The sequence below is a fragment of the Allobosea sp. genome (assembly GCF_017308075.1).
GTDB lineage: Bacteria > Pseudomonadota > Alphaproteobacteria > Rhizobiales > Beijerinckiaceae > Allobosea.
On record NZ_JAFKFX010000024.1, the window covers coordinates 1 to 18,442 of the forward strand.

Consider the following 18,442-nt stretch of genomic DNA (forward strand, 5'->3'; position numbering starts at 1 on the left):
CGAGTTGCCTCAGGCTCTCTTGACTATGCTGTATCGCTCGACGGACCGCCTCTGTCGTGCGGGCGCTCCCGTGCAGAACCTGTCCCATAGCGCTTCCTTCCACTCGCGCGAAAAGACTGCACCATCAAAGCCTGGGATCAAACAACTAGTCTCAACCCCTGTCAGGGCCTGCAAGGACTTTACGCGCTTCGCCGCACCCTGAAATAGAGCCAGGGCAGGAGGAAAGCACTCACGATCGTGCTGATCAGCAGGAGGCCAAAGTTGTTGGCTGCGACATTGCCGCCCACCACGGCGTCGTGGACGTGCACGATCGTCACGCCCAGGTGGAATATCACCACGTAGACGATGACGGCGGCCTTGAAATCCAAGGTTCGCCAGGACGCCAAGAAGGCCATGACACCCATTGCGATGTCGGCAATGCCGATTTCGGTCTCGAAGGGGCTTGGTGCCCAGCCGATCGAAGCAGAAGCGATGCCGGGAAAGAAAACGTGGAAGATGCCGGACCACGTGCTGCCAATCCCCAGAAACAGAAGCAGCAGCCAGTCGAGCAGCCGGGCCTCATATCGCGCCGGCTTGCCTGCGAAGGCGGCAACGACGAACGAAAGGACGAATAGAATCGGGACGAGGTTGCCCAGTATTGCCCTGATCAACGCTTCCATATTTCGCGCGGCGCCCCATGTGACGTTACGGAGGGCAGCAGTATCTGAGTCCTGACGAGAGGCCTATCCCTGCGTTTCGCGGACCATGTCGGTGCGGCAGTCGCCTTGGCGCTCGCCCTGCAATACCGCCTCGATCCGTGCAAGGCCCCATTCGAGAAGCGTTGGGCCGGCCGTCGCCGGACGCGCGGTCGCGCTCACGGGGCGAGCCCGGGATGCTGCGCCGATAGCTGCCGCACAGCCCGTGCGATCCGCCCACGGCCCGATATCACCTGATCGGGAGTCGATTCGGGGCAATGCCTCGCTTGTTCGGCCGCGGTCCTGCTCTCGCCGCTATCGAAGGCACGAGTGACTGGTGTCGCAAGTCTTCCGCCGGCGCGGCCCTTCAGCCGGCGCGGGCGGCGGCCTTTTTCTCGAGGGCGTGCTGCTCCTCGGAGAGGCCGTTGCGCCAGTAGCTGACGATCAGGTGCTGGTCGAGGTCCGGGCGCAAACGCTGGCGCGTCGCGCTACGCAGCTGCCGGAACGCCTCGTGTTCCATCGCGGCCCAGACATAGAGGCTGGGACCGTCCTGCTCCCAGTCGAGCGCCTCGAATGCCGCCAGCAACTGTGGAGCGGCATCGCTCTCAGCCTGGTGGCGGTGCAGCCAGCGCACGGTGACGCCGGCCGGGGCCTGCAGCACCTGCTCCTCCTGCGCGTTCGCGACTTCGATCACGGCGAGCCCCCGCGCAGCGCTGGGCAGGTTCGCCAGCATGCGAGCAATGGCGGGCAGGCCGGTCTCGTCGGCGAGGAAGAGGTAGCGCTCGGCATCGCGCAGTCCGCGCCCACCGGGGCCGGCCATGCCGATCCGGTCGCCGGCCCGGGCGCGCTCGGCAAAGGTCGAGCCGGGACCCGTATCGCCGTGCAGAACGAAGTCTATGGCGAGCGTACCCGCGGCGACGTCGATCTCGCGGATCGTGTATTTGCGGACGGCCGGGCGCTGCTCGGCCGGAGGCTGGGTGATCAGCCCGTCCTCGCTCAGCACCGGCCAGGCCGGCTCGGCAAGACCGGCCGGCGGGATGAACAGGCGCACATGCAGCGCTTCCAGCGTGTCGAAGCGCGCCAGATCCTCGCCGTAGAAGCGGATGCGGCGCATATGCGGGGTCAGCGTTTCGGTGTCGGTGACGGTCAACACCCTGAAATCGGGCAGGAGCGAGGGACCGCTGCCATCACCTTGCCAACCGATGGCGGGCGCGCTGCCGGCAGGCGCGAGCTCGACGACATGGCTCGCGATCGCGAGCTTCATTGCCTGCAGTCCGGCGAGGTTCGGTGCCTCGACGCGCGCCAGGAGTTCCTGCTTCGCCAGGCGAAGCACAGCCTTGCTGCCGTCGAGCACGATCAGTGTCGCGCCCTCCCGCTCGCTCACCGTCGCATGGTGCTCGACGAGATGCTCGCAGAGCGCGCGCAGCAGCGCGGCCGGGTCGGCGAGGCTGAAACGCGCCTCGGTGCAAAGAACCGTCATGATCGGAAAGCCTTTCTGCTCGTGCGCCTCTAGCTTTTCAGCGCCGGCCTCTGGCGGTCCCGTCGATCCAGAGCGTGCCCTCGAGCGGGATCGCCGAGAACCGCGTCGAGATCTCTTTCAGCGTCGCCTGCGGGTCGAGATCGGCGAAGCGCTCGGGATGGATCCACTTCGCCAGCGCCTCGATCGCCACGATGTGCAGCGGGGTGTCGTTGAAGAGCTGCCAGAGGCCGTAGGCCCGGCCGTTGCGCACGGCACTGAGCGCGCTGATGCCCGGGCTGGCGAGCAGGGTGGCGAAGCTGCGCGCGCCTTCCTCCGGCGAAATGCCGAGTCCGAGCACGAGGCCGCCGCGCCGGGCGAGATGCACGCCGCCCGTCGCGACATAGATCGCAGGGTCGGCGGCCAGCAATTGCTCGAGGCTGATCTGGCCGGTCGCGCCGGGCAGGATGGAAGCTGCGATGTTGCGGCCACCGGCCAGCGTGATGAACTCGTCGAAGGTGCCTTTGCCGGGCGACTGGCAGCAGTCGAAGCCGCCGGCATGTGCATGCATGAAGACGCTCGGCCGTTCGGCGTCGCGTACGCGGCTGGCGAGCACGGCGCGCCGCGCCTCGTAGAAGCGGATATAGGCCTCGGCCTGCTCCTCGCGGCCGATCAGCTTGCCGAGCACGCGCAGGCTCGGCACCGTGTCGCGCAGAGGCTGCAGGTAGAAGTCGACTACGGCGACCGTGATGCCGGCCGCCTCGAAACGCGCGACGAGATCGCCCGGGCCGCGCCGCGTGCCGGCGAGCGATTGGCTGAGGATCACGAGGTCCGGCGCCAGCGAGACGGCTTTCTCGAATGAGAAGCCGTCCTGCGTACCGCCATCGCCGACCGTCGGCACGGTCTCGATCGCCGGGAATTTCGCGGCGTAGCGGGCATAGGCGTCGGGGTTCTGGCGCTTATGGTCGCTGCCCCAGCCGGCGAGCAGGCTGATCGGGTCGGGATGCAGGAGGCCGAGCCCGTTGAGCTGGCGCCCCTGGGCCAGCACGATGCGCTTCGCCGGCCCCGGCAGCGTCACCATACGTCCGGCGAGGTCGGTGACGGTGACCGGCTCGGCCGCCGCCGGGGCGGCGAGCATTCCAAGGGCGAGAAGAATTGGGATCAGCTTCGTCGCGATCCGCTTCAGCCGGACGATCATCGGGCGCTATCCCCCTGAACGGGTGCCTCGGCGAGCGTGAAAGCCACGGCGCGCGAGAGCATGGCGGGAATGACGGAAACATGGTTCTCGCCGGCGAAGACGACATGCTCGCAGTCGAGGTGACCGGAGGCGGCGAGGCTGCTTGCCATCTCGGCGGCATTGTCGACCATGCGGGCCTTCTCGAGGCGGGTCGCGCGTTCGGGGAAGCGAAGCGGATCGGTCTTCTGTTCTTCGCCACCGACGGTGATCAGCAGCCTTGGCCGCATGATCGGCGCCGGGCTGCGCAGGAACTGCGCCCGCGTGGCGAGGATGCCGCGCTCGTTCCACCAGATCGAAGGGCTGCCCGCGACGAGGCTGCGGAACAGCCCCGGTCTGTTGAACAGGGCGTGCAGGGTGAAAAGCCCGCCGAAGGAATGGCCGGCGAGCGCAAGTCGTGCCCGGTCGATCGGCGCGAGATCTGCCACCATCGGGAGCAACTGCGTCTCGATCAGGTCGAGGAACCGGTCGGCACCGCCACCGTCCGGTAGCAGGTCCTGCCGCCGCCGCTCGGCATCGAACGGGGCTGCGCCGGGATAGCCGATCCCGACGATCACCGCCGGGCAAACGCCGCTCACCTCGGGCCGGCCCCCCTGCAGGCGGGCGGTGGTCAACGCCGTCGCGAACAGCGCGTCGCCATCGACCAGCACCAGGACCGGAAAGCCAGCGGCAGGTGGCACCTCGGGAGGCACCGCGACCAGCAGGCGATAGGGCAGGCCCTGCGTCGAGCTGATCTCGAACTGGCGTGCATGCGGCAGCGCGACCGCGATGCCGGGCGAAAGCTCGCCCGGCCTGTTGCTTGCAGATGCAGCGCGCACGCCTTCTGCCCTCACCAGCGATAGGACAGGGTCGCCAGCACCGTCCGGCGCAAGCCGAAGGAGCACTGCACGACGGCGTAGCAGCCTGCGACATACTCCTTGTCGAACAGGTTCTGGGCGTTGACCTGGACCTTCCAGCCCTTCATCGCGGCATTGGCGGCGCTAAGATCATAGCTGATCGCAGCATCGACCAGGGCGTAGTCGTCGGTGAAGAAGGTGTTGCCGGGATCGCCGGCGCCCTTGCCGACATAGCGCACACCGGCACCGAGGCCGAGGCCGGAGAACAGGCCGGTCTTGAAAGTGTAGTGCGCCCAGAGCGAGGCCATGTGGCGGGGCACGACGGTCGGCCGCTTGCCGAGATCGGCACCGTTGCTCTTGGTCACCTCCGCATCGGTATAGGCATAGGCCGCGACGAGATCGAGATTCTCGAGCACGGTGGCGCGCGCCTCGAACTCGAAGCCACGGGCCCGGACCTCGCCGGTCTGGATCTGGAAGCCGACATTGTTCGGGTCGGCCGTCGCCACATTGGTCTGCGTCAGATCGTAGACCGAAGCCTGGAAGAAGGCGTTGTAGCCGGGCGGCTCGTATTTCAGGCCGACTTCGAACTGCTCGCCTTCTGTCGGCTTGAACGGGCTGCCGCCGAAGCTCGTTCCAGCCACCGGCTCGAACGAGGTCGAGTAGCTCGCATAAGGCGCAAAGCCGTTGTCGAAATTGTACATCAGCGCGACGCGCCCGGTATTGGCGGTGTCGTCCTGCTTGGTCAGGGCGCCGTTGGTCATGGCACGCGTCCGGGCCATGGCGCGGTCGAAGCGGCCGCCGACCAGCAGCGAGAGCCGGTCGAGCTTGATCTGGTCCTGCAGATAGACGCCGTACTGCTCGGAGAGCTGCGTCGTGCCGGGGGTGGCGGGGACCGCAAAGGGCCGGCGGCCATAGACCGGGAAGAAGGCATCGAGCGGCTGCACCGTGCCGCCGGCACCGGTGAAGGCCGTGCCGTCGGCCCAGTAACCGTCGACACCGAACAGGAGCTTGTGCGTCAGCGGCCCGGTCCGGAAATCGGCCTGGAGCTGGTTGTCGACCCCGAAGGTCTGGGCCGTTTCGTTCGAGGCGGTGACGCGCCGGTTGAGCGTGCGCTGGTTGGCTGCGAGCGAGGCGACAGCGACCGTCCGGTTGCGCGATTCGAGGTCGCTGTAGCGCAGGTTCTGGCGGAAGGTGAAGACGTCGTTGAAGCGATGCTCGAAGGCGTAGCCGAGGTTGAGCGCGTTGCGGCTGTAGCCCTCATAATTTGGCTCGCCCGGGAAGAGATTGCTGCGGATGCGGCCGTTCCGGTTCGGCAACGCGGTGCCGACGGACGGAATGAAGCCGTAGAAGCCGGTCTCGGGGTCGCGCTGGAACGAGGTCAGCAGCGTCAGGCTCGTTGCCGCATTCGGCTGGAAGGTCAGCGAGGGCGCGATGTAGAGCCGCTCCTCCTTTGTGAAGTCGACCTGCGTGTCGGCGGCGCGTCCGAGCCCGACGAGGCGATAGAGGATCGTCTTGTCCGGCGTCACCGGCCCGCCGATGTCGAAGGCGAGCTGGCGGCGATCATAGCTGCCGAGCACCAGCTGGACCTCGCCATGCGCCTGCTCCTGCGGGCGCTTGCTGACCATGTTGATCAGGCCGCCCGGCTTGACCTGGCCGAAGGTGATCGAGGACGGCCCGCGCAGCACCTCGACGCGCTCCAGCCCCCAGGGCTCGGCGATCGGCACGAGGAAGTTGACGCCGCGCTGCAGGCGCAGCCCGTCGAGATTGTTGATGAAGCCGGCGCTGCCGCCGCTGCCGCCGAATCCGCGGATGAAGACGCTGTCGTAACGTCCTGAGGAGAGTCGGGTTTCACCCAGAACGCTTGCGCTGTAGCGCAGCGCCTGGCTGACGCTTTGCACGCCCTGGTCGTCCATCTGCGCGCGCGGCACGACGCTGACCGATTGCGGCGTCTCGATCAGCGGCGTGTCGGTCTTGGTCGCGGTCGCGCTGCGCCGCGCGACATAGCCGTCGACCGGCCCGTTCGCCCGCTCGCCCTGCACCTCGATCGTGTCGAGGCCGATCGCGGGCTCGCTCTGAGCGTGGCTCGAGCCCGACCAGCCGACGATGATTGCCGCGAGCGCGACCGAGGCCTTGGCCACAGCGCGATTGCCGATGATGAAGTTCATGAACCCGACCTTTGCCCCACCACCTCGCGGTGGATTACCCAGGCGGGTTGTTTCAGGAACGGCGCCCCGGGGGCAACGAAGTCGGCTTTCGATCGCGGCAGTAATTCTTTCGCTGCAGTTTCGAACCGCTTCAACGAGAGAATAGCCTGCGTTGGACCAGCGGCGATCAACGCAACGCACTCGGCGGAATGCCGAAACGCTTGCGGAAGGCGCTCGAGAAATGCGCCGGACTGTAGCCGACGCGGAAGGCGGCGACGGCGACGCTGGCCTCGCCGCTGGCGATCATGGCGTGGGCCTGCTGCAGCCGATATTCTTGGAGATAGCCGAAGACGCTGGTGCCGAACTGGGCGCGGAAGGCCGAGGTCAGCTTGCTCGGATTGAGGCCGGTGCGGCGCGCCAGCTCCGAAAGGCTCGGTGGATCCTGCACCGACTCCTCCAGGATCTCGCGCACGGCCTGGATCTGGTCGCGGGTGCGCGCATCGAGCTTCGCCGGCCGCACAGGCCGTTCGCCGATGATCTCGTTGAGGGCGAGTGCTCCAAGCTCCAGCGCCTTGCCGGCGAGATAGAAGCTGCGCAGCGAAGCGGCGACGCGGCATTCGGCCATCTGGAGGGCGAGAGAACGCATTTCGGCGCTCGCCGGGCGAACCCAGAGCCCGGGATCGTCGGGTCCCGAGACCAGCAGCAGCCGGGAGAGTTCGGCGCCGAATTCCTGCGCCACGAAGTCGAGCTCGAATTGCATCAGCGCGCAGCGCACCGCTCCGCCCGCCAAGCCGGTGCGTTGCTGGATGTGCTCGCCGCCATTGGCGGCCACGAGCAGTGCCGGGCCTTCGATCATCACCGGCGGCCGGTCGTCGAGCTCCAGCATCTGGCGCCCGTCCAGCATCACGCCGACCTTGAGTCCGGGCCGCATCGGACCGGTGACGCTTTCTCCTTCGGCGATGAAGAACGTTCCGGCAGAGAGCGAGAGGCTGCCCGAGAACAGCTTCAGCATTTCGCCTGACGAATGTGCGGGAACGGGACCAGATGGCATCGCGACCTCGGGAGATCGCTTCGTGATACCGATCGTGAGACAAAAAGTAAAATAAATCAGTAGTTTATATGAGTTCCAAGTTTGTCGATGCGTGAGGCGTCAGCCGTCTGGCTCCAGGGCGTTATCCGCAGCATCTGCCGCCGCGCTGCGAGAAGGCGCGCTGGCGGCAGGAGAAGAAGATGATCTGCTGGTCGCTGGCCTGACGGTGCAGCGCGTCGAACATGCGCTCGATGCGGTCGCCTCGCTGTCAACTTCTTTGCCGCTGTCTGCATTGCAGCTGCCGTCAGCTACTGGTTATGAGCCTCGACCGTAGTTGGCGTCGCGGGCGCTGGGCGTGCGCGTCAGGATTTCGCGCCTCCACCTGGTTCTCTCCCCTGGCTACGGCAGAGCGGGCGGCCTCCCGCACGGGCGCGCGCGAATTGAGCGTGGGCTGTGCGATCAAGGCGGCGATCTCCTCGGCCGGCTCACCGCCGGCGAGTGCATGTCGCCGGCCGTTCGCACGATCCGTCCTTAGGCCGGCTGAGGAGGTCCGCCGCCCGGGCGAGCTTGGCTTGAAGCTTCTGCATCTGGCTGTCGTCGGCTAACAACTGCATGCGCAGTTCCCGGAGCGTGTCGACCTGGCGCTCGCTCTGGCCCTTCCACATGTCTCGGTTGTTTGTGATCCGCTCGAAGGCTGGGTGAATGCCCGATGGCAGCCACCTGTCGGTTTGATTGAACTGCTGGGGCGGGTGCAGCTTCCGTCTGATGCGGCGAGCGGTCGTCTCGAAGGCGACATCGGTCGGCTGATTGGAGCGATAGCCGTTGCGCCGCAGGCAGGCGGCAACAAGGTTGAACCAGTCGTCGCGCCCGCTGGCGGATCTCGTTGCGACATGGTTCTACGTTGTTCGACGGAATTCGTAGGGCGGGCGCTCACCAGTTGCAGGCTGCCCATCCCGTCACTCGGCGCGCTCCTTCTGTCGATCCTGGGCGACCTGAAATGCGCCGATGGTCACCAAAACGCGCTGCAGCCCGAGGCGATCGTCGAGCGGCAACCAGCCTGTGCTGCCGGAGGGACGCTTCAGCCTTCTGCTACTCGATCGTGAGCGCCGTCGAGAAGGCGGGCGGTCCAGGCAGCGGCATCGCCGTGGTCAAGCGGCCGAGCCCGGCCCTGAGAGTCTGCCAAGGCAGTGCTAATGTCTTTTTACGAAGTGAAAGATGGTGTGCGCAGTCATCGATGTTGCGGCGTTCGGCGGGATCGCGTACGCCGCTAGCTTATCCGGAGTATAGGTTCCCGCCATGTCCATCCGGTCGAACCCCTCAAATAAGGTGAGTAGCCGCTCCTTGGCATCGAGGGTGCCGAACGATCTGACGTGGTCGTGCTGGCCAAAAAGACGCTCTCGCTCGGCGTGGGGCATCGAAAGGTCCATGTCCTCGCGGTAGTAATTGGAATAAAACGGGACGCAGAAGGTATGGAATCCGCCGGGAGCGATCGCTGCATTCATGTCCTTGATCGTTCTGTGCAGATCGGAAGGTACATGTTCGAGCACATGTGAATGAACGAAACCCTGAACTGATTCTTTCTCAAAATAGTCGAGAGGACGCGTCAGGTCGATTTGCCTCACTGGTCTCTCGACCCACGGGTAGAATGACGGATCGTAGTCCGCTGGCTGGTAGTCGTCGCCGTATTTTTGCATCAGCAGTGCCGTAATGGCGTGTTCAGGCGCGCAATGAACGACCGGTAGGCCGTTCGGAGGTGGCGCCAAGTCTCTCAAGACACAGTATATGAAGCGTGTTCGCTCTTTCGAGCCACAGCCCGCGCACCGAACAAGTCTACGCCCGCGGTAATCGCCAAACTTGGTGGAGTGGCAGATCGGGCAGGCCGGTTCAGTCATTGCAGCGGTTCCTGGTTCGAGAGTCGGGCTACCGAATATCATTCGCTGACAGATCGCAACTTTCCCAACTGTCTTTGCGCAGCTTTTCTTTGTCGGGAGTATCCGATGAACCGCGCTGCGGCTTGGTGGGCACTGCTGGCACTCGGCTACGAGATCAGCAAGGTCGAAGGCGGAGCGGCTCCATGCAAGCCGGCTCTGTCTTCCAGTGCGGCCGCGGCCTGCGGAATCGACGCCGAGACGATCAAGGCGCAACAGGCGGCCGTGGCGGAAAGCGACCTGTGAACGATCGTGGCGACAGCGTCACTGATCGGCCTTGCGCTCGCCCGCCGCGCGAAAGCGAGCTGCTGCCGCGCGCCGCGGCTTATCCTGCTCGGAACTGGCTTCTGCGGGGCGAGCGGCGGCCAAGCTATGCGAGGCCGCCGCCAGTGGGCTCAGGCTACTGCCGCAACCGATGCGTTCTTGCCCGGCTCGTGGCCTTCGAGATTGGCGATCGCCGCCGCGACGCCGCCGGCGCGATAGGGCACCCCTGCTGCCGAAAAGCCCATCTCGACGCCGGAGAGTGCGCCGAGCAGGGCAAGCTCGTTGCATTCGCCGAGATGGCCGATGCGGAAGACCTTGCCGGCGACCTTGCCGAGGCCGGAGCCCAGCGAGATGTTGTATTTTTCCAGCGCGATCTTGCGGAAGCGGTCGGCATCATGGCTCGGCGGCATCAGCACGGCCGTCAGCACGGGCGAGTGCTCGGCCGGATTCTCGCAGAGCACTTCGAGGCCCCAGGCCTCGACCGCGGCGCGGCAGGCGCCGGCCAGGCGCTCGTGCCGGGCGAAGACATTGTCCAGCCCTTCCTCCTGCAGCATGGCGAGCGCCTCCTTCAGCCCGTAGAGGAGGTTCGTGGCTGGCGTATAGGGGAAGAAGCCGCCGGCGTTGATCTTGATCATCTCCTGCCAATCCCAGAAGGAGCGCGGCAGCGTGTTGGTCTTCGATGCCGCGAGTGCCTTCTCCGAGACGGCGTTGAAGCCGAGGCCGGGCGGCAGCATCAGCCCCTTCTGCGAGCCGGAGACCGTGACGTCGACCTGCCATTCGTCATGCCGGTAGTCGACCGAGGCGAGCGAGGAGATCGTGTCGACCATGAACAGGGCGGGGTGGCCGGCGGCGTCGATCGCCTTGCGGATCTCGGCGACGCGGCTGGTCGCGCCGGTCGAGGTCTCGTTATGGACGACCATCACGGCCTTGATCTTGCGGGCCTTGTCCTCGGCCAGCCGCGCCTCGATCGCGGCCGGGTCGGCACCGCGGCGCCAATCGCCGGGGATGAACTCGACCTCGATGCCGAAGCGCGTCGCGATGTTCTTCCACAAGGTCGCGAAATGGCCGGTCTCCGCCATCAGCACGGTGTCTCCGGGCGAGAGCGTGTTGACGATCGCCGCTTCCCAGGCGCCGGTGCCGGAGGAGGGGTAGATCACCACTGGCTGGCTGGTCTTGAACACGGCCTTGCTGCCTTCGAGCACATGCTTGCCGAGCGCGGCGAATTCGGCGCTGCGATGGTCGATGATCGGCATGGCGATGGCGCGCAGGATCCGGTCCGGAATCGGGCTCGGGCCGGGAATGTGCAGGAAGTGACGCCCTTGCATGATCTTCTTATCCTCCCAGAGGGTCAGGCGCTGTCACGCCATTCCGGATTATTTTGCATTCATTTTTTGGAAGATCAATCTTGATATGGTATGCGATAATCGTGCTATCAGGCTCGACAGCGGGTGCGGGCCGACTTAGCGGTGACGCATGAGCGTGCCATTGCCTGATCCTTGCGACGAAACCGCCCCGGTGGACGAGGCGACAAAACCCGCTGCCTCCCTGCATGAAGGGCTTCTGGTCGCGCTGCGCGACTTCATCGTCGAGGGCAGTCTGGCCGATGGTGCGCGCGTGCCGGAGCGGGCGCTGTGCGAGCGTTTCAACATCTCGCGCACGCCGTTGCGCGAGGCGCTGAAGGTGCTTGCGGCCGAGGGGCTGATCGAGCTCTTGCCCAATCGCGGTGCGCGCATTCGCCAGCTCAGCCCCGAGGATGTCCGCGAGCTCTTCGATGTCATGGGTGGGCTCGAGGCACTGGCCGGGCGCCTGGCCTGTGAGCGGATTTCGGAGGCCGAAATCGCCGAAATCGAGCGCATGCATCATGAAATGTATCGGTTCTATCTGCGTCGCGAGATGCATGGCTATTTCCACTGCAATCAGGCGATCCACCAGATGATCGTCGCAGCCGCCGGCAATGCCATGCTGGCCGCGACCTATGCCGGCCTGGCCGGGCGGATCCGGCGGGTGCGCTATTCCGCCAATCTCGCCAAGGATCGCGACCGCTGGGGCGAGGCGATGCGCGAGCACGAGGTCATTCTCGATGCGCTGCGCCGGCGCGCCGGCGCGGAGTTGTCCGAGATCCTGTTCCTGCATCTGCGCAACAAACAGAAGGCGGCGCAGGCTTCGTCCTGATCGGCATCGTCAGTGCGGTTGCGGCGTTTTCACGCCATGCATGCGCTGCTGTCTGCGGGAAACGCGATTGTCGCAGGAAATCGTCGCCAATTTTATGATCGGCAAATTTTGGATTGAATGCAAAAATTTTTGATCTAAGTTTTCTCCACAGCGCCGTCAGAGCGCAGTCATCGGGAGGGAGCGATCATGAAGCAGCACTGGCTTGCCGCGACCGCAATCTTGGCAGCAGGCATCGGCCCCGCGGCCGCCTGGGAGCCGACCAAGGCGATCGAGATCGTGGTGCCATTCTCGGCGGGCGGAGCGTCCGACCAGATGGCGCGGACGATGCAGGGCATCATCCAGAAGCACAACCTGACCTCGCAGCCGGTCATCGTCGTCAACAAGCCGGCCGCCGGCGGCGCCGAAGGCATGCTCGACATCCAGAAATCGGTCGGTGACGCCCACAAGCTGATCACCACCTCGAGCGGCATCTTCATGACGCCGATGGCGACCAAGCTGCCGCTGAACTGGCAGGACTACACGCCGGTCGCGATGATGGCGCAGGACTCCTTCGTGCTCTGGGTCAACGCCAAGGCGCCGTACCAGAATGCCGGCGACTTCATGGCCGCGGCCAAGGCGGCCTCGCCGCCACTCAAGGTCGGGGGCACCTCGTCCAAGCGTGAGGACAACCTGATCGTCTTCGCCATGGAGAAGGCCGGCGGCGTCAAATTCGCCTTCATTCCCCACACCAGCGGCGGCCAGACCTCGACGCAGCTCTCCGGCAATCATATCGACGCCAGCACCAACAACCCGGCCGAGGACGTCGCGAACTGGCGCGGCGGCGCGACCCGGCCGCTCTGCGTCTTCTCCGACCAGAAGATGACCTATTCGACCCCCGTCGCCGAAGGCAAATCCTGGGCGGACATTCCGACCTGCGCCTCCCAGGGGCTGAACGTCACCTACCAGATGCTGCGTGGCATGTTCATGCCGGGCAAGGTCACCAAGGACCAGCAGGCCTATTATGTGAGCCTGTTCAAGAAGGTCTCCGAGACGCCGGAATGGAAGGAGTACCTCGCGCGTAGCGCGCTGGTTCCCGACTACCGCGACGGCGAGGCCTTCGTGCAGTTCCTCAAGGCCGACGAGGCGAAGCACGCCAAGCTGATGGGCGACGCCGGCTTCATGGCCAAGTGAGGCCAACTCAGCACCGAAGCGCTTCGTCAGCTCTGCCCGGCCGTCATTTCGGGCGGAGCGAAGTGGAAGGCTCGGAATCCGTCGTAGGGCAGCGCCCTGCGATGGATCCCGGATCGGCGCCGCTACGCGGCTGGTCCGGGATGAGCGCGCGGGAGATGATCGATGTCGGGTTCAGCTGAAACCGAAGCTCCGGAACGCGGCATCTCGCGACGCCCGGTCGAGATTGCCACGGCCGCGATCCTGATCGGCCTCGGCCTGATCGTGCTCTGGGATTCCTATGGCCGCGGTGCCGGCTGGGACAACGGTCCGCAGAACGGCTTCTTCCCGGCTCGCGTCGGCTGGCTCTTCCTTGCGGCTTCGCTGTTCATCCTGTTCCAGTCGTTCCGCTCGGAAGACAAGATTTTCGTCACCTACGCGCAGCTGGGACAGGTGGCGCGGGTGCTGGGGCCGCTCATCGTCTTCGTCGCGCTGATCCAGCCGCTCGGGCTCTACGTGGCCTCTGCCGTCTTCATCCTGATTTTCATGGGTGTGATCGCGACGTCGCGCTGGTGGAGCATTGCGCTCACAGCGCTGCTCGTGCCGCTCGCCTGTTTCTGGATCTTCGAGCTGCAGTTCCGCGTGCCCCTGCCCAAGGGCCCGCTCGAAGCCATGCTCGGCTACTGAGGTTTCGCCGATGGATGACCTCTCCTCGCTGATCACCGGCTTTCAGATCGCGCTGTCCTGGCAGAATATCGGCTTCATGGCGATCGGGGTCATTCTCGGCATCGTCGTTGGCGTGCTGCCGGGGCTGGGTGGTCCGAACGGCGTCGCGATCCTCCTGCCGCTGACCTTCGGCATGGACCCGACCTCGGCGATCATCCTGCTCTCCTCGATCTACTGGGGGGCCCTGTTCGGCGGGGCGATCACCTCGATCCTGTTCAATATTCCGGGCGAGGCCTGGTCGGTGGCGACCACCTTCGACGGTTATCCGATGGCAGTGCAGGGCAAGGCGGCGGAGGCGTTGACCGCCGCCTTCACCGCCTCCTTCATCGGGGCGCTCTCGGGTGTCATCCTGATCACCTTCGTCGCGCCGCTCGTCGCCCAGTTCGCGCTGCGCTTCGGGCCGGCCGAGTTCTTCGCCGTCTTCCTTTTGACCTTCTGCTCCTTCATCGGCATGGGCCGCGAGAACCGGGCAAAAATCCTGGCCTCGCTCTGCATCGGCTTCCTGCTCGCGGCCGTCGGTCTCGATTCGATCTCCGGCGACCTGCGGATGACTTTCGGCTCGACCGAGCTGATGCGCGGCTTCGACTTTCTGATCGTCGTCATCGGCCTGTTCGGCGTCTCCGAGATCCTGCTGACCGTCGAGGAAGGGCTGGTCTTCAAGGGCAAGCAGGCGCGGATCGACCTGATGGTCGTGCTGCGCACCTGGGCCGGGCTGCCGCGCTACTGGGCGACGCTGATCCGCTCTTCGTTGGTCGGCATGTGGATGGGCGTGACGCCGGGCGGCGCTATCGCCGCATCCTTCATGGGCTACGGGCTCGCCAAGCGCTTCTCGAAGCGCGGCAAGAATTTCGGCAAGGGCGAGATCGAGGGCGTGCTGGCGCCGGAGACGGCAGCGCACGCTGCCGGCACTAGCGCCCTCCTGCCGATGCTGGCGCTCGGCATTCCGGGCTCCGCGACGGCCGCCGTGCTGCTCGGCGGCCTCCTGGTCTGGGGCTTGCAGCCCGGCCCGATGCTGTTCGTCGAGCAGAAAGACTTCGTCTGGGGGCTGATCGCCTCGATGTATCTCGGCAATCTCGCCGGGCTGATCATCGTGCTCGCGACCGTGCCGCTCTTCGCGGCGATCATGCGCGTGCCCTTCTCCTTCGTCGCGCCGGTGATCCTGATCGTCTGCGCCATCGGCGCCTATACGATCTCGAACTCGATCTTCGACATCTGGTTGATGCTGATCTTCGGCATCGTCGGCTATGTCTTCAAGAAGCTCGACTATCCACTGGCGCCTCTGGTGCTGGCGCTGGTGCTCGGCGACCGGGCGGAGGATGCTTTCCGTCAGGCGCTGCTCGGCTCCGGCGGCAGCCTGCATGTCTTCATCGCCAATGGCCTGGTAACGACCCTCGTCATCCTCGCCATGATCCTGCTGCTCTGGGGGCCGGTTTCGGACCTGATCGTCACGGCGCGCGGCCGCCACGCCGGAAAAGCGGCGGAAGCCGCCGAGTAGTCATGCCGCCTTCGGAAAGAACCACCGACATCCCGGATAGGCCGCAAAGCCGCACCGCTCCGGGGTCAATCGCAGAGCGCCCAGATTTCCGATGGATACCGGCGCTCCGCTTCGCTACGGCCGGGATGACGGCTCACATCAGAATTGGCTAGCAGAACGATGACACACGCAGCCCCCCTGCCCAAGCAGGGCTCTCGCAATCTCGGGCTGGAGCGGCGCCTGGCGCAGGCGCTGGAAGGGGAGGTTCGCTTCGACGCCTTCACCCGCGGGCGCTATGCCACGGACGCCTCGATCTACCAGATCATCCCGCAGGGCGTCGCCTTCCCGAAGAGCGAGGCCGACATCGCCGCGGCGCTCCAGATCGCGGCCGAGCACGGCGTCCCGGTGATCGCGCGTGGCGGCGGCACCTCGCAGAATGGCCAGCCGATCGGCGATGCGCTGATCCTCGATATGAGCCGGCACTTCAATGCGATCCGGGACTATGATCCGGCGAGCCGCACCGTCTCGGTCGCGCCCGGCATCGTGCTTGAGGCGCTCAACACGCATGTGAAGAAGGATGGGCTGTTCTTCCCGGTCGAACCCTCGACCGCGAGCCGCTGCACGATCGGCGGCATGGCCGGCAACAACTCCTCCGGTGCGCGCTCGCTGCGCTATGGCAAGATGGCCGACAACGTCATCGGCCTGCGGGCGCAGTTCCATGACGGCGAGGCCTTCGCGCTCGGCGAAGCGCCGGTGGGCGACAATGCCTCGGTCAGGACGCGCGAGCTGATGACGCGGATGCTGGTGCTGGCCGACAGCCATCGCGCCGAGATCGAGGCGATCTTCCCCAAGGTGCAGCGCCGCGTCGGCGGCTATAATCTCGACGAGCTGATCGTGCCGCGGCCGAATCTGTCGCATCTTCTGGTCGGCTCGGAAGGCACGCTCGCCATCACCACGCAGGCGACGCTGAAGCTCTCGACCCTGCCGGGGCATCGCGTCATGGGCGTCTGCCATTTCCCGAATTTCCACTCCGCCATGGAGACGACGCAGCACATCGTCGCGCTCGGGCCGGTCGCGGTCGAGCTCGTCGATAACAATGTGCTGGTGCTCGGCGCCGACATCCCGCTCTTCGTGCGCACCCTCGCCGACATCACCAAGGGCCAGCCGAACTGCCTGCTGCTGGTCGAGTTCGCCGGCGACGATCTCGCAGCGCTGAAGCGCGATCTGAAGCGCCTCGACCAGTGCATGGCCGATCACGGCTTCCCCGATGCCGTGGTCGAGGTCGTCGAGCCGGCCCGGCAGAAGCCGGTCTGGGAGGTGCGCGAGGCCTGCCTCAACATCATGATGTCGATGAAGGGCGACGGGAAGCCGGTCTCCTTCATCGAGGACTGCGCCGTCCCGCTCGAGCACCTCGCCGACTATACCGATGCGGTCACCGCGCTGTTCGAGCGGCATGGCACGCGCGGTACCTGGTACGCGCATGCTTCGGTCGGCTGTCTGCATGTCCGCCCGATCCTCAACATGAAGACGGAAGCCGGGGTGAAGGCGATGCGCGGCATTGCCGAGGAGGCCTGCGATCTCGTGCGGCGCTTCAAGGGCTCGTTCTCGGGCGAGCATGGCGACGGGATCTCGCGCTCGGATTTCGTCGAGCCGATGTTCGGCGGACCACTCACCCGCGCCTTCGAGGCGGTCAAGGACGGCTTCGATCCGGAGAACCGGCTCAACCCCGGCAAGATCGTCCGCCCCTACCATATGGACGATCGCAGCCTGATGCGCTTTCCGCCGGGCTATGCCACGCCGGTGCCGATCGAGACCGCGCTCGACTGGTCCGACTGGGGCGGGCTCGGCGGTGCCGTCGAGATGTGCAACAACAACGGTACCTGCCGGAAGATGGCCGGCGGCACAATGTGCCCGTCCTGGCGCGCGACGCGCGAGGAGCAGCATCTCACCCGTGGCCGGGCCAATACGCTCAGGCTCGCCATTTCCGGCCAACTCGGCGAGGGCGCCTTCACCTCGCTGGAGATGAAGGAGACGCTCGATCTCTGCGTCTCCTGCAAGGGTTGCAAACGCGACTGCCCGACCGGCGTCGACATGGCCCGGATGAAGGTCGAGTTCCTGCATCACTATCATGCGAAGCACGGCCTGCCGCTGAAGGAGAGGCTGATCGCTTTCCTGCCGCGCTATGCGCCGTTCGCCGCGAAGCTCGCGCCGCTGATGAACCTGCGCGACCGCATCCCGTTCCTGGCGAAGCTCAGCGAACGCTGGCTCGGCTTCTCGGCGCGGCGCTCCTTGCCGGTCTGGCGCAAGCCCTGGGCTCAGGGCGGCAAGGAAGCGACGATGGCAGAGGTCAAAGGCGACGGCCGGGACATCGTGCTCTTCGGCGACACCTTCAACCGCTATTTCGAGCGCGAGAATCTGGAGGCGGCCGAGCGCGTGCTCGCTGCCGGCGGCTACCGCCTCCACCGCGTCGCGGCGAAGGATGGCGGGAGGCCGCTCTGCTGCGGGCGCACTTTCCTCTCGGCCGGGCTGGTCGACGAGGCCCGGGCCGAGGCGCGGCGCACGCTCGATGCGCTCGGCCCCTTCGTCGCCAAGGGGGCGCGGGTCGTCGGGCTCGAACCCTCCTGCCTGATGAGCTTCCGCGACGAGTTCGCGGCGCTGTTGCCGAAGGCCAAGGTCGAGCCTTTGGCCAGGGCGGCGCTGCTGGTCGAGGAACTGCTCGCCGCCGACATGGCTGCGGGCAAGACCAGCCTGCCGCTGCGCGACCAGGGCGGGCGCGTCGCGCATCTGCACGGCCACTGCCACCAGAAGGCCTTCGACGCGATGGGAGCGGTCGAAAAGACGCTGCGGGCGGTGCCGGGGCTCGAGGTCAGGCCGATCGAGTCGAGCTGCTGCGGCATGTCGGGGGCCTTTGGCTATGGCGCGGCGACGATCGACGTCTCCTTCGCCATGGGCGAGCTTTCGCTGTTGCCGGCCGTGCGCAAGGCCAAAGCCGACGACCTCGTCGTCGCCGACGGCACGAGCTGCCGCCATCAGATCCACGATGGCGCGGGCCGCGAGGCGCTTCATGTCGTCAGGGTGCTCGACGAGGCATTGGCGGAGCGTGGCAGTCCGGCCTGACGGCGGACCCGGCGCCGCGAAACGCCGGCGCGTTTGATCTAGATTAAGCACCTCCGTCCCGGCGTTCTCTACCAAGGGGCCAGATGCCACTGCCCGAGTGGCTGCCGATCCCTGCTTAAGAGGCGTAGCTAACGTGTTGGATGCCGTTCTGGTCGGTGGCGGGATGATTTCCGTCGCCGGCTTTTCCTGGTGGGCGACGGTCCGCTGGAATCTCTAGATCATCGGTGAGCGGGAGCTGGTC

General features: G+C 66.0%; 14 protein-coding genes and 1 pseudogene. 6 read left to right on the forward strand and 9 right to left on the reverse strand.

All coding sequences use genetic code 11. The annotated features are described in order from the left end of the window. Nucleotides 1-179: 179 nt before the first annotated feature. From J0J10_RS03335 to J0J10_RS03365, 8 genes and pseudogenes are all read right to left on the reverse strand, one after another. On the reverse strand, nucleotides 180-659 hold the full coding sequence (locus J0J10_RS03335; protein ID WP_291645285.1) for a DUF6790 family protein: 480 nt from the start codon (nucleotides 657-659) through the stop codon (nucleotides 180-182). Nucleotides 660-1,041: 382 nt separating this feature from the next. Continuing rightward, nucleotides 1,042-2,154: a siderophore-interacting protein gene (locus J0J10_RS03340; protein ID WP_291645286.1), complete on the reverse strand. Its 1,113-nt coding sequence runs from the start codon at nucleotides 2,152-2,154 to the stop codon at nucleotides 1,042-1,044. Nucleotides 2,155-2,191: 37 nt separating this feature from the next. Next, entirely contained in the window at nucleotides 2,192-3,328 is a 1,137-nt protein-coding gene (locus J0J10_RS03345; RefSeq protein ID WP_291645287.1) for an ABC transporter substrate-binding protein, read from the reverse strand. After that, nucleotides 3,325-4,182, reverse strand: a complete 858-nt coding sequence (locus tag J0J10_RS03350) for an alpha/beta hydrolase (protein ID WP_291645288.1) — start codon at nucleotides 4,180-4,182, stop codon at nucleotides 3,325-3,327. The genes J0J10_RS03345 and J0J10_RS03350 overlap by 4 nt, the downstream gene beginning before the upstream one ends. Before the next feature lie 11 nt (nucleotides 4,183-4,193). Beyond that, nucleotides 4,194-6,365 carry a TonB-dependent siderophore receptor gene (locus J0J10_RS03355; RefSeq protein WP_291645289.1) on the reverse strand — a complete coding sequence of 724 codons (2,172 nt, stop codon included), beginning with the start codon at nucleotides 6,363-6,365 and terminating at the stop codon, nucleotides 4,194-4,196. Nucleotides 6,366-6,531: 166 nt separating this feature from the next. Further along, nucleotides 6,532-7,395, reverse strand: coding sequence for a helix-turn-helix transcriptional regulator (locus J0J10_RS03360; protein ID WP_291645290.1), 864 nt, complete (start codon nucleotides 7,393-7,395; stop codon nucleotides 6,532-6,534). Between the two features lie 56 nt (nucleotides 7,396-7,451). Next, nucleotides 7,452-7,633 (reverse strand): annotated as a pseudogene (locus tag J0J10_RS27090) (hypothetical protein); the annotation flags it as partial. 931 nt (nucleotides 7,634-8,564) lie between these two features. Next, nucleotides 8,565-9,137, reverse strand: a complete 573-nt coding sequence (locus tag J0J10_RS03365) for a class I SAM-dependent methyltransferase (protein ID WP_291645291.1) — start codon at nucleotides 9,135-9,137, stop codon at nucleotides 8,565-8,567. 234 nt (nucleotides 9,138-9,371) lie between these two features. On the opposite strand from J0J10_RS03365, the gene J0J10_RS03370 reads away from it, so the two are divergent. Continuing rightward, nucleotides 9,372-9,548, forward strand: coding sequence for a hypothetical protein (locus J0J10_RS03370; RefSeq protein WP_291645292.1), 177 nt, complete (start codon nucleotides 9,372-9,374; stop codon nucleotides 9,546-9,548). Between the two features lie 149 nt (nucleotides 9,549-9,697). On the opposite strand, the gene J0J10_RS03375 is transcribed toward J0J10_RS03370, so the two are convergent. Beyond that, the gene (locus J0J10_RS03375) at nucleotides 9,698-10,891 is read right to left on the reverse strand and encodes a pyridoxal-phosphate-dependent aminotransferase family protein (protein ID WP_291645293.1); all 1,194 of its coding nucleotides are present in this window, start codon (nucleotides 10,889-10,891) and stop codon (nucleotides 9,698-9,700) included. Nucleotides 10,892-11,039: 148 nt separating this feature from the next. Here J0J10_RS03375 and J0J10_RS03380 point away from each other — a divergent pair, with 148 nt between their 5' ends. The 5 genes from J0J10_RS03380 (at nucleotide 11,040) to J0J10_RS03400 (ending at nucleotide 18,201) form a co-directional block, all read left to right on the forward strand. Further along, on the forward strand, nucleotides 11,040-11,738 hold the full coding sequence (locus tag J0J10_RS03380; protein ID WP_291645294.1) for a GntR family transcriptional regulator: 699 nt from the start codon (nucleotides 11,040-11,042) through the stop codon (nucleotides 11,736-11,738). Nucleotides 11,739-11,924: 186 nt separating this feature from the next. Further along, the gene (locus J0J10_RS03385; protein ID WP_291645295.1) at nucleotides 11,925-12,908 is read left to right on the forward strand and encodes a Bug family tripartite tricarboxylate transporter substrate binding protein; all 984 of its coding nucleotides are present in this window, start codon (nucleotides 11,925-11,927) and stop codon (nucleotides 12,906-12,908) included. A 162-nt stretch (nucleotides 12,909-13,070) separates the two neighbouring features. Further along, on the forward strand, nucleotides 13,071-13,571 hold the full coding sequence (locus J0J10_RS03390) for a tripartite tricarboxylate transporter TctB family protein (protein ID WP_291645296.1): 501 nt from the start codon (nucleotides 13,071-13,073) through the stop codon (nucleotides 13,569-13,571). A gap of 10 nt (nucleotides 13,572-13,581) precedes the next feature. Next, complete coding sequence (locus J0J10_RS03395; RefSeq protein ID WP_291645297.1) at nucleotides 13,582-15,105, forward strand: tripartite tricarboxylate transporter permease; 1,524 nt, start codon at nucleotides 13,582-13,584, stop codon at nucleotides 15,103-15,105. A gap of 159 nt (nucleotides 15,106-15,264) precedes the next feature. Beyond that, on the forward strand, nucleotides 15,265-18,201 hold the full coding sequence (locus J0J10_RS03400) for an FAD-binding and (Fe-S)-binding domain-containing protein (RefSeq protein WP_291645298.1): 2,937 nt from the start codon (nucleotides 15,265-15,267) through the stop codon (nucleotides 18,199-18,201). Nucleotides 18,202-18,442: the final 241 nt, after the last annotated feature.

Coding starts and splice junctions, on each gene's coding strand:
- J0J10_RS03390 (WP_291645296.1), top strand. CDS start 13,071: ATGTCGGGTTCAGCTGAAACCGAAGCTCCGGAACGCGGCATCTCGCGA.
- J0J10_RS03355 (WP_291645289.1), bottom strand. CDS start 6,365: ATGAACTTCATCATCGGCAATCGCGCTGTGGCCAAGGCCTCGGTCGCG.
- J0J10_RS03380 (WP_291645294.1), top strand. CDS start 11,040: ATGAGCGTGCCATTGCCTGATCCTTGCGACGAAACCGCCCCGGTGGAC.
- J0J10_RS03375 (WP_291645293.1), bottom strand. CDS start 10,891: ATGCAAGGGCGTCACTTCCTGCACATTCCCGGCCCGAGCCCGATTCCG.
- J0J10_RS03385 (WP_291645295.1), top strand. CDS start 11,925: ATGAAGCAGCACTGGCTTGCCGCGACCGCAATCTTGGCAGCAGGCATC.
- J0J10_RS03370 (WP_291645292.1), top strand. CDS start 9,372: ATGAACCGCGCTGCGGCTTGGTGGGCACTGCTGGCACTCGGCTACGAG.
- J0J10_RS03340 (WP_291645286.1), bottom strand. CDS start 2,154: ATGACGGTTCTTTGCACCGAGGCGCGTTTCAGCCTCGCCGACCCGGCC.
- J0J10_RS03335 (WP_291645285.1), bottom strand. CDS start 659: ATGGAAGCGTTGATCAGGGCAATACTGGGCAACCTCGTCCCGATTCTA.
- J0J10_RS03395 (WP_291645297.1), top strand. CDS start 13,582: ATGGATGACCTCTCCTCGCTGATCACCGGCTTTCAGATCGCGCTGTCC.
- J0J10_RS03400 (WP_291645298.1), top strand. CDS start 15,265: ATGACACACGCAGCCCCCCTGCCCAAGCAGGGCTCTCGCAATCTCGGG.
- J0J10_RS03345 (WP_291645287.1), bottom strand. CDS start 3,328: ATGATCGTCCGGCTGAAGCGGATCGCGACGAAGCTGATCCCAATTCTT.
- J0J10_RS03360 (WP_291645290.1), bottom strand. CDS start 7,395: ATGCCATCTGGTCCCGTTCCCGCACATTCGTCAGGCGAAATGCTGAAG.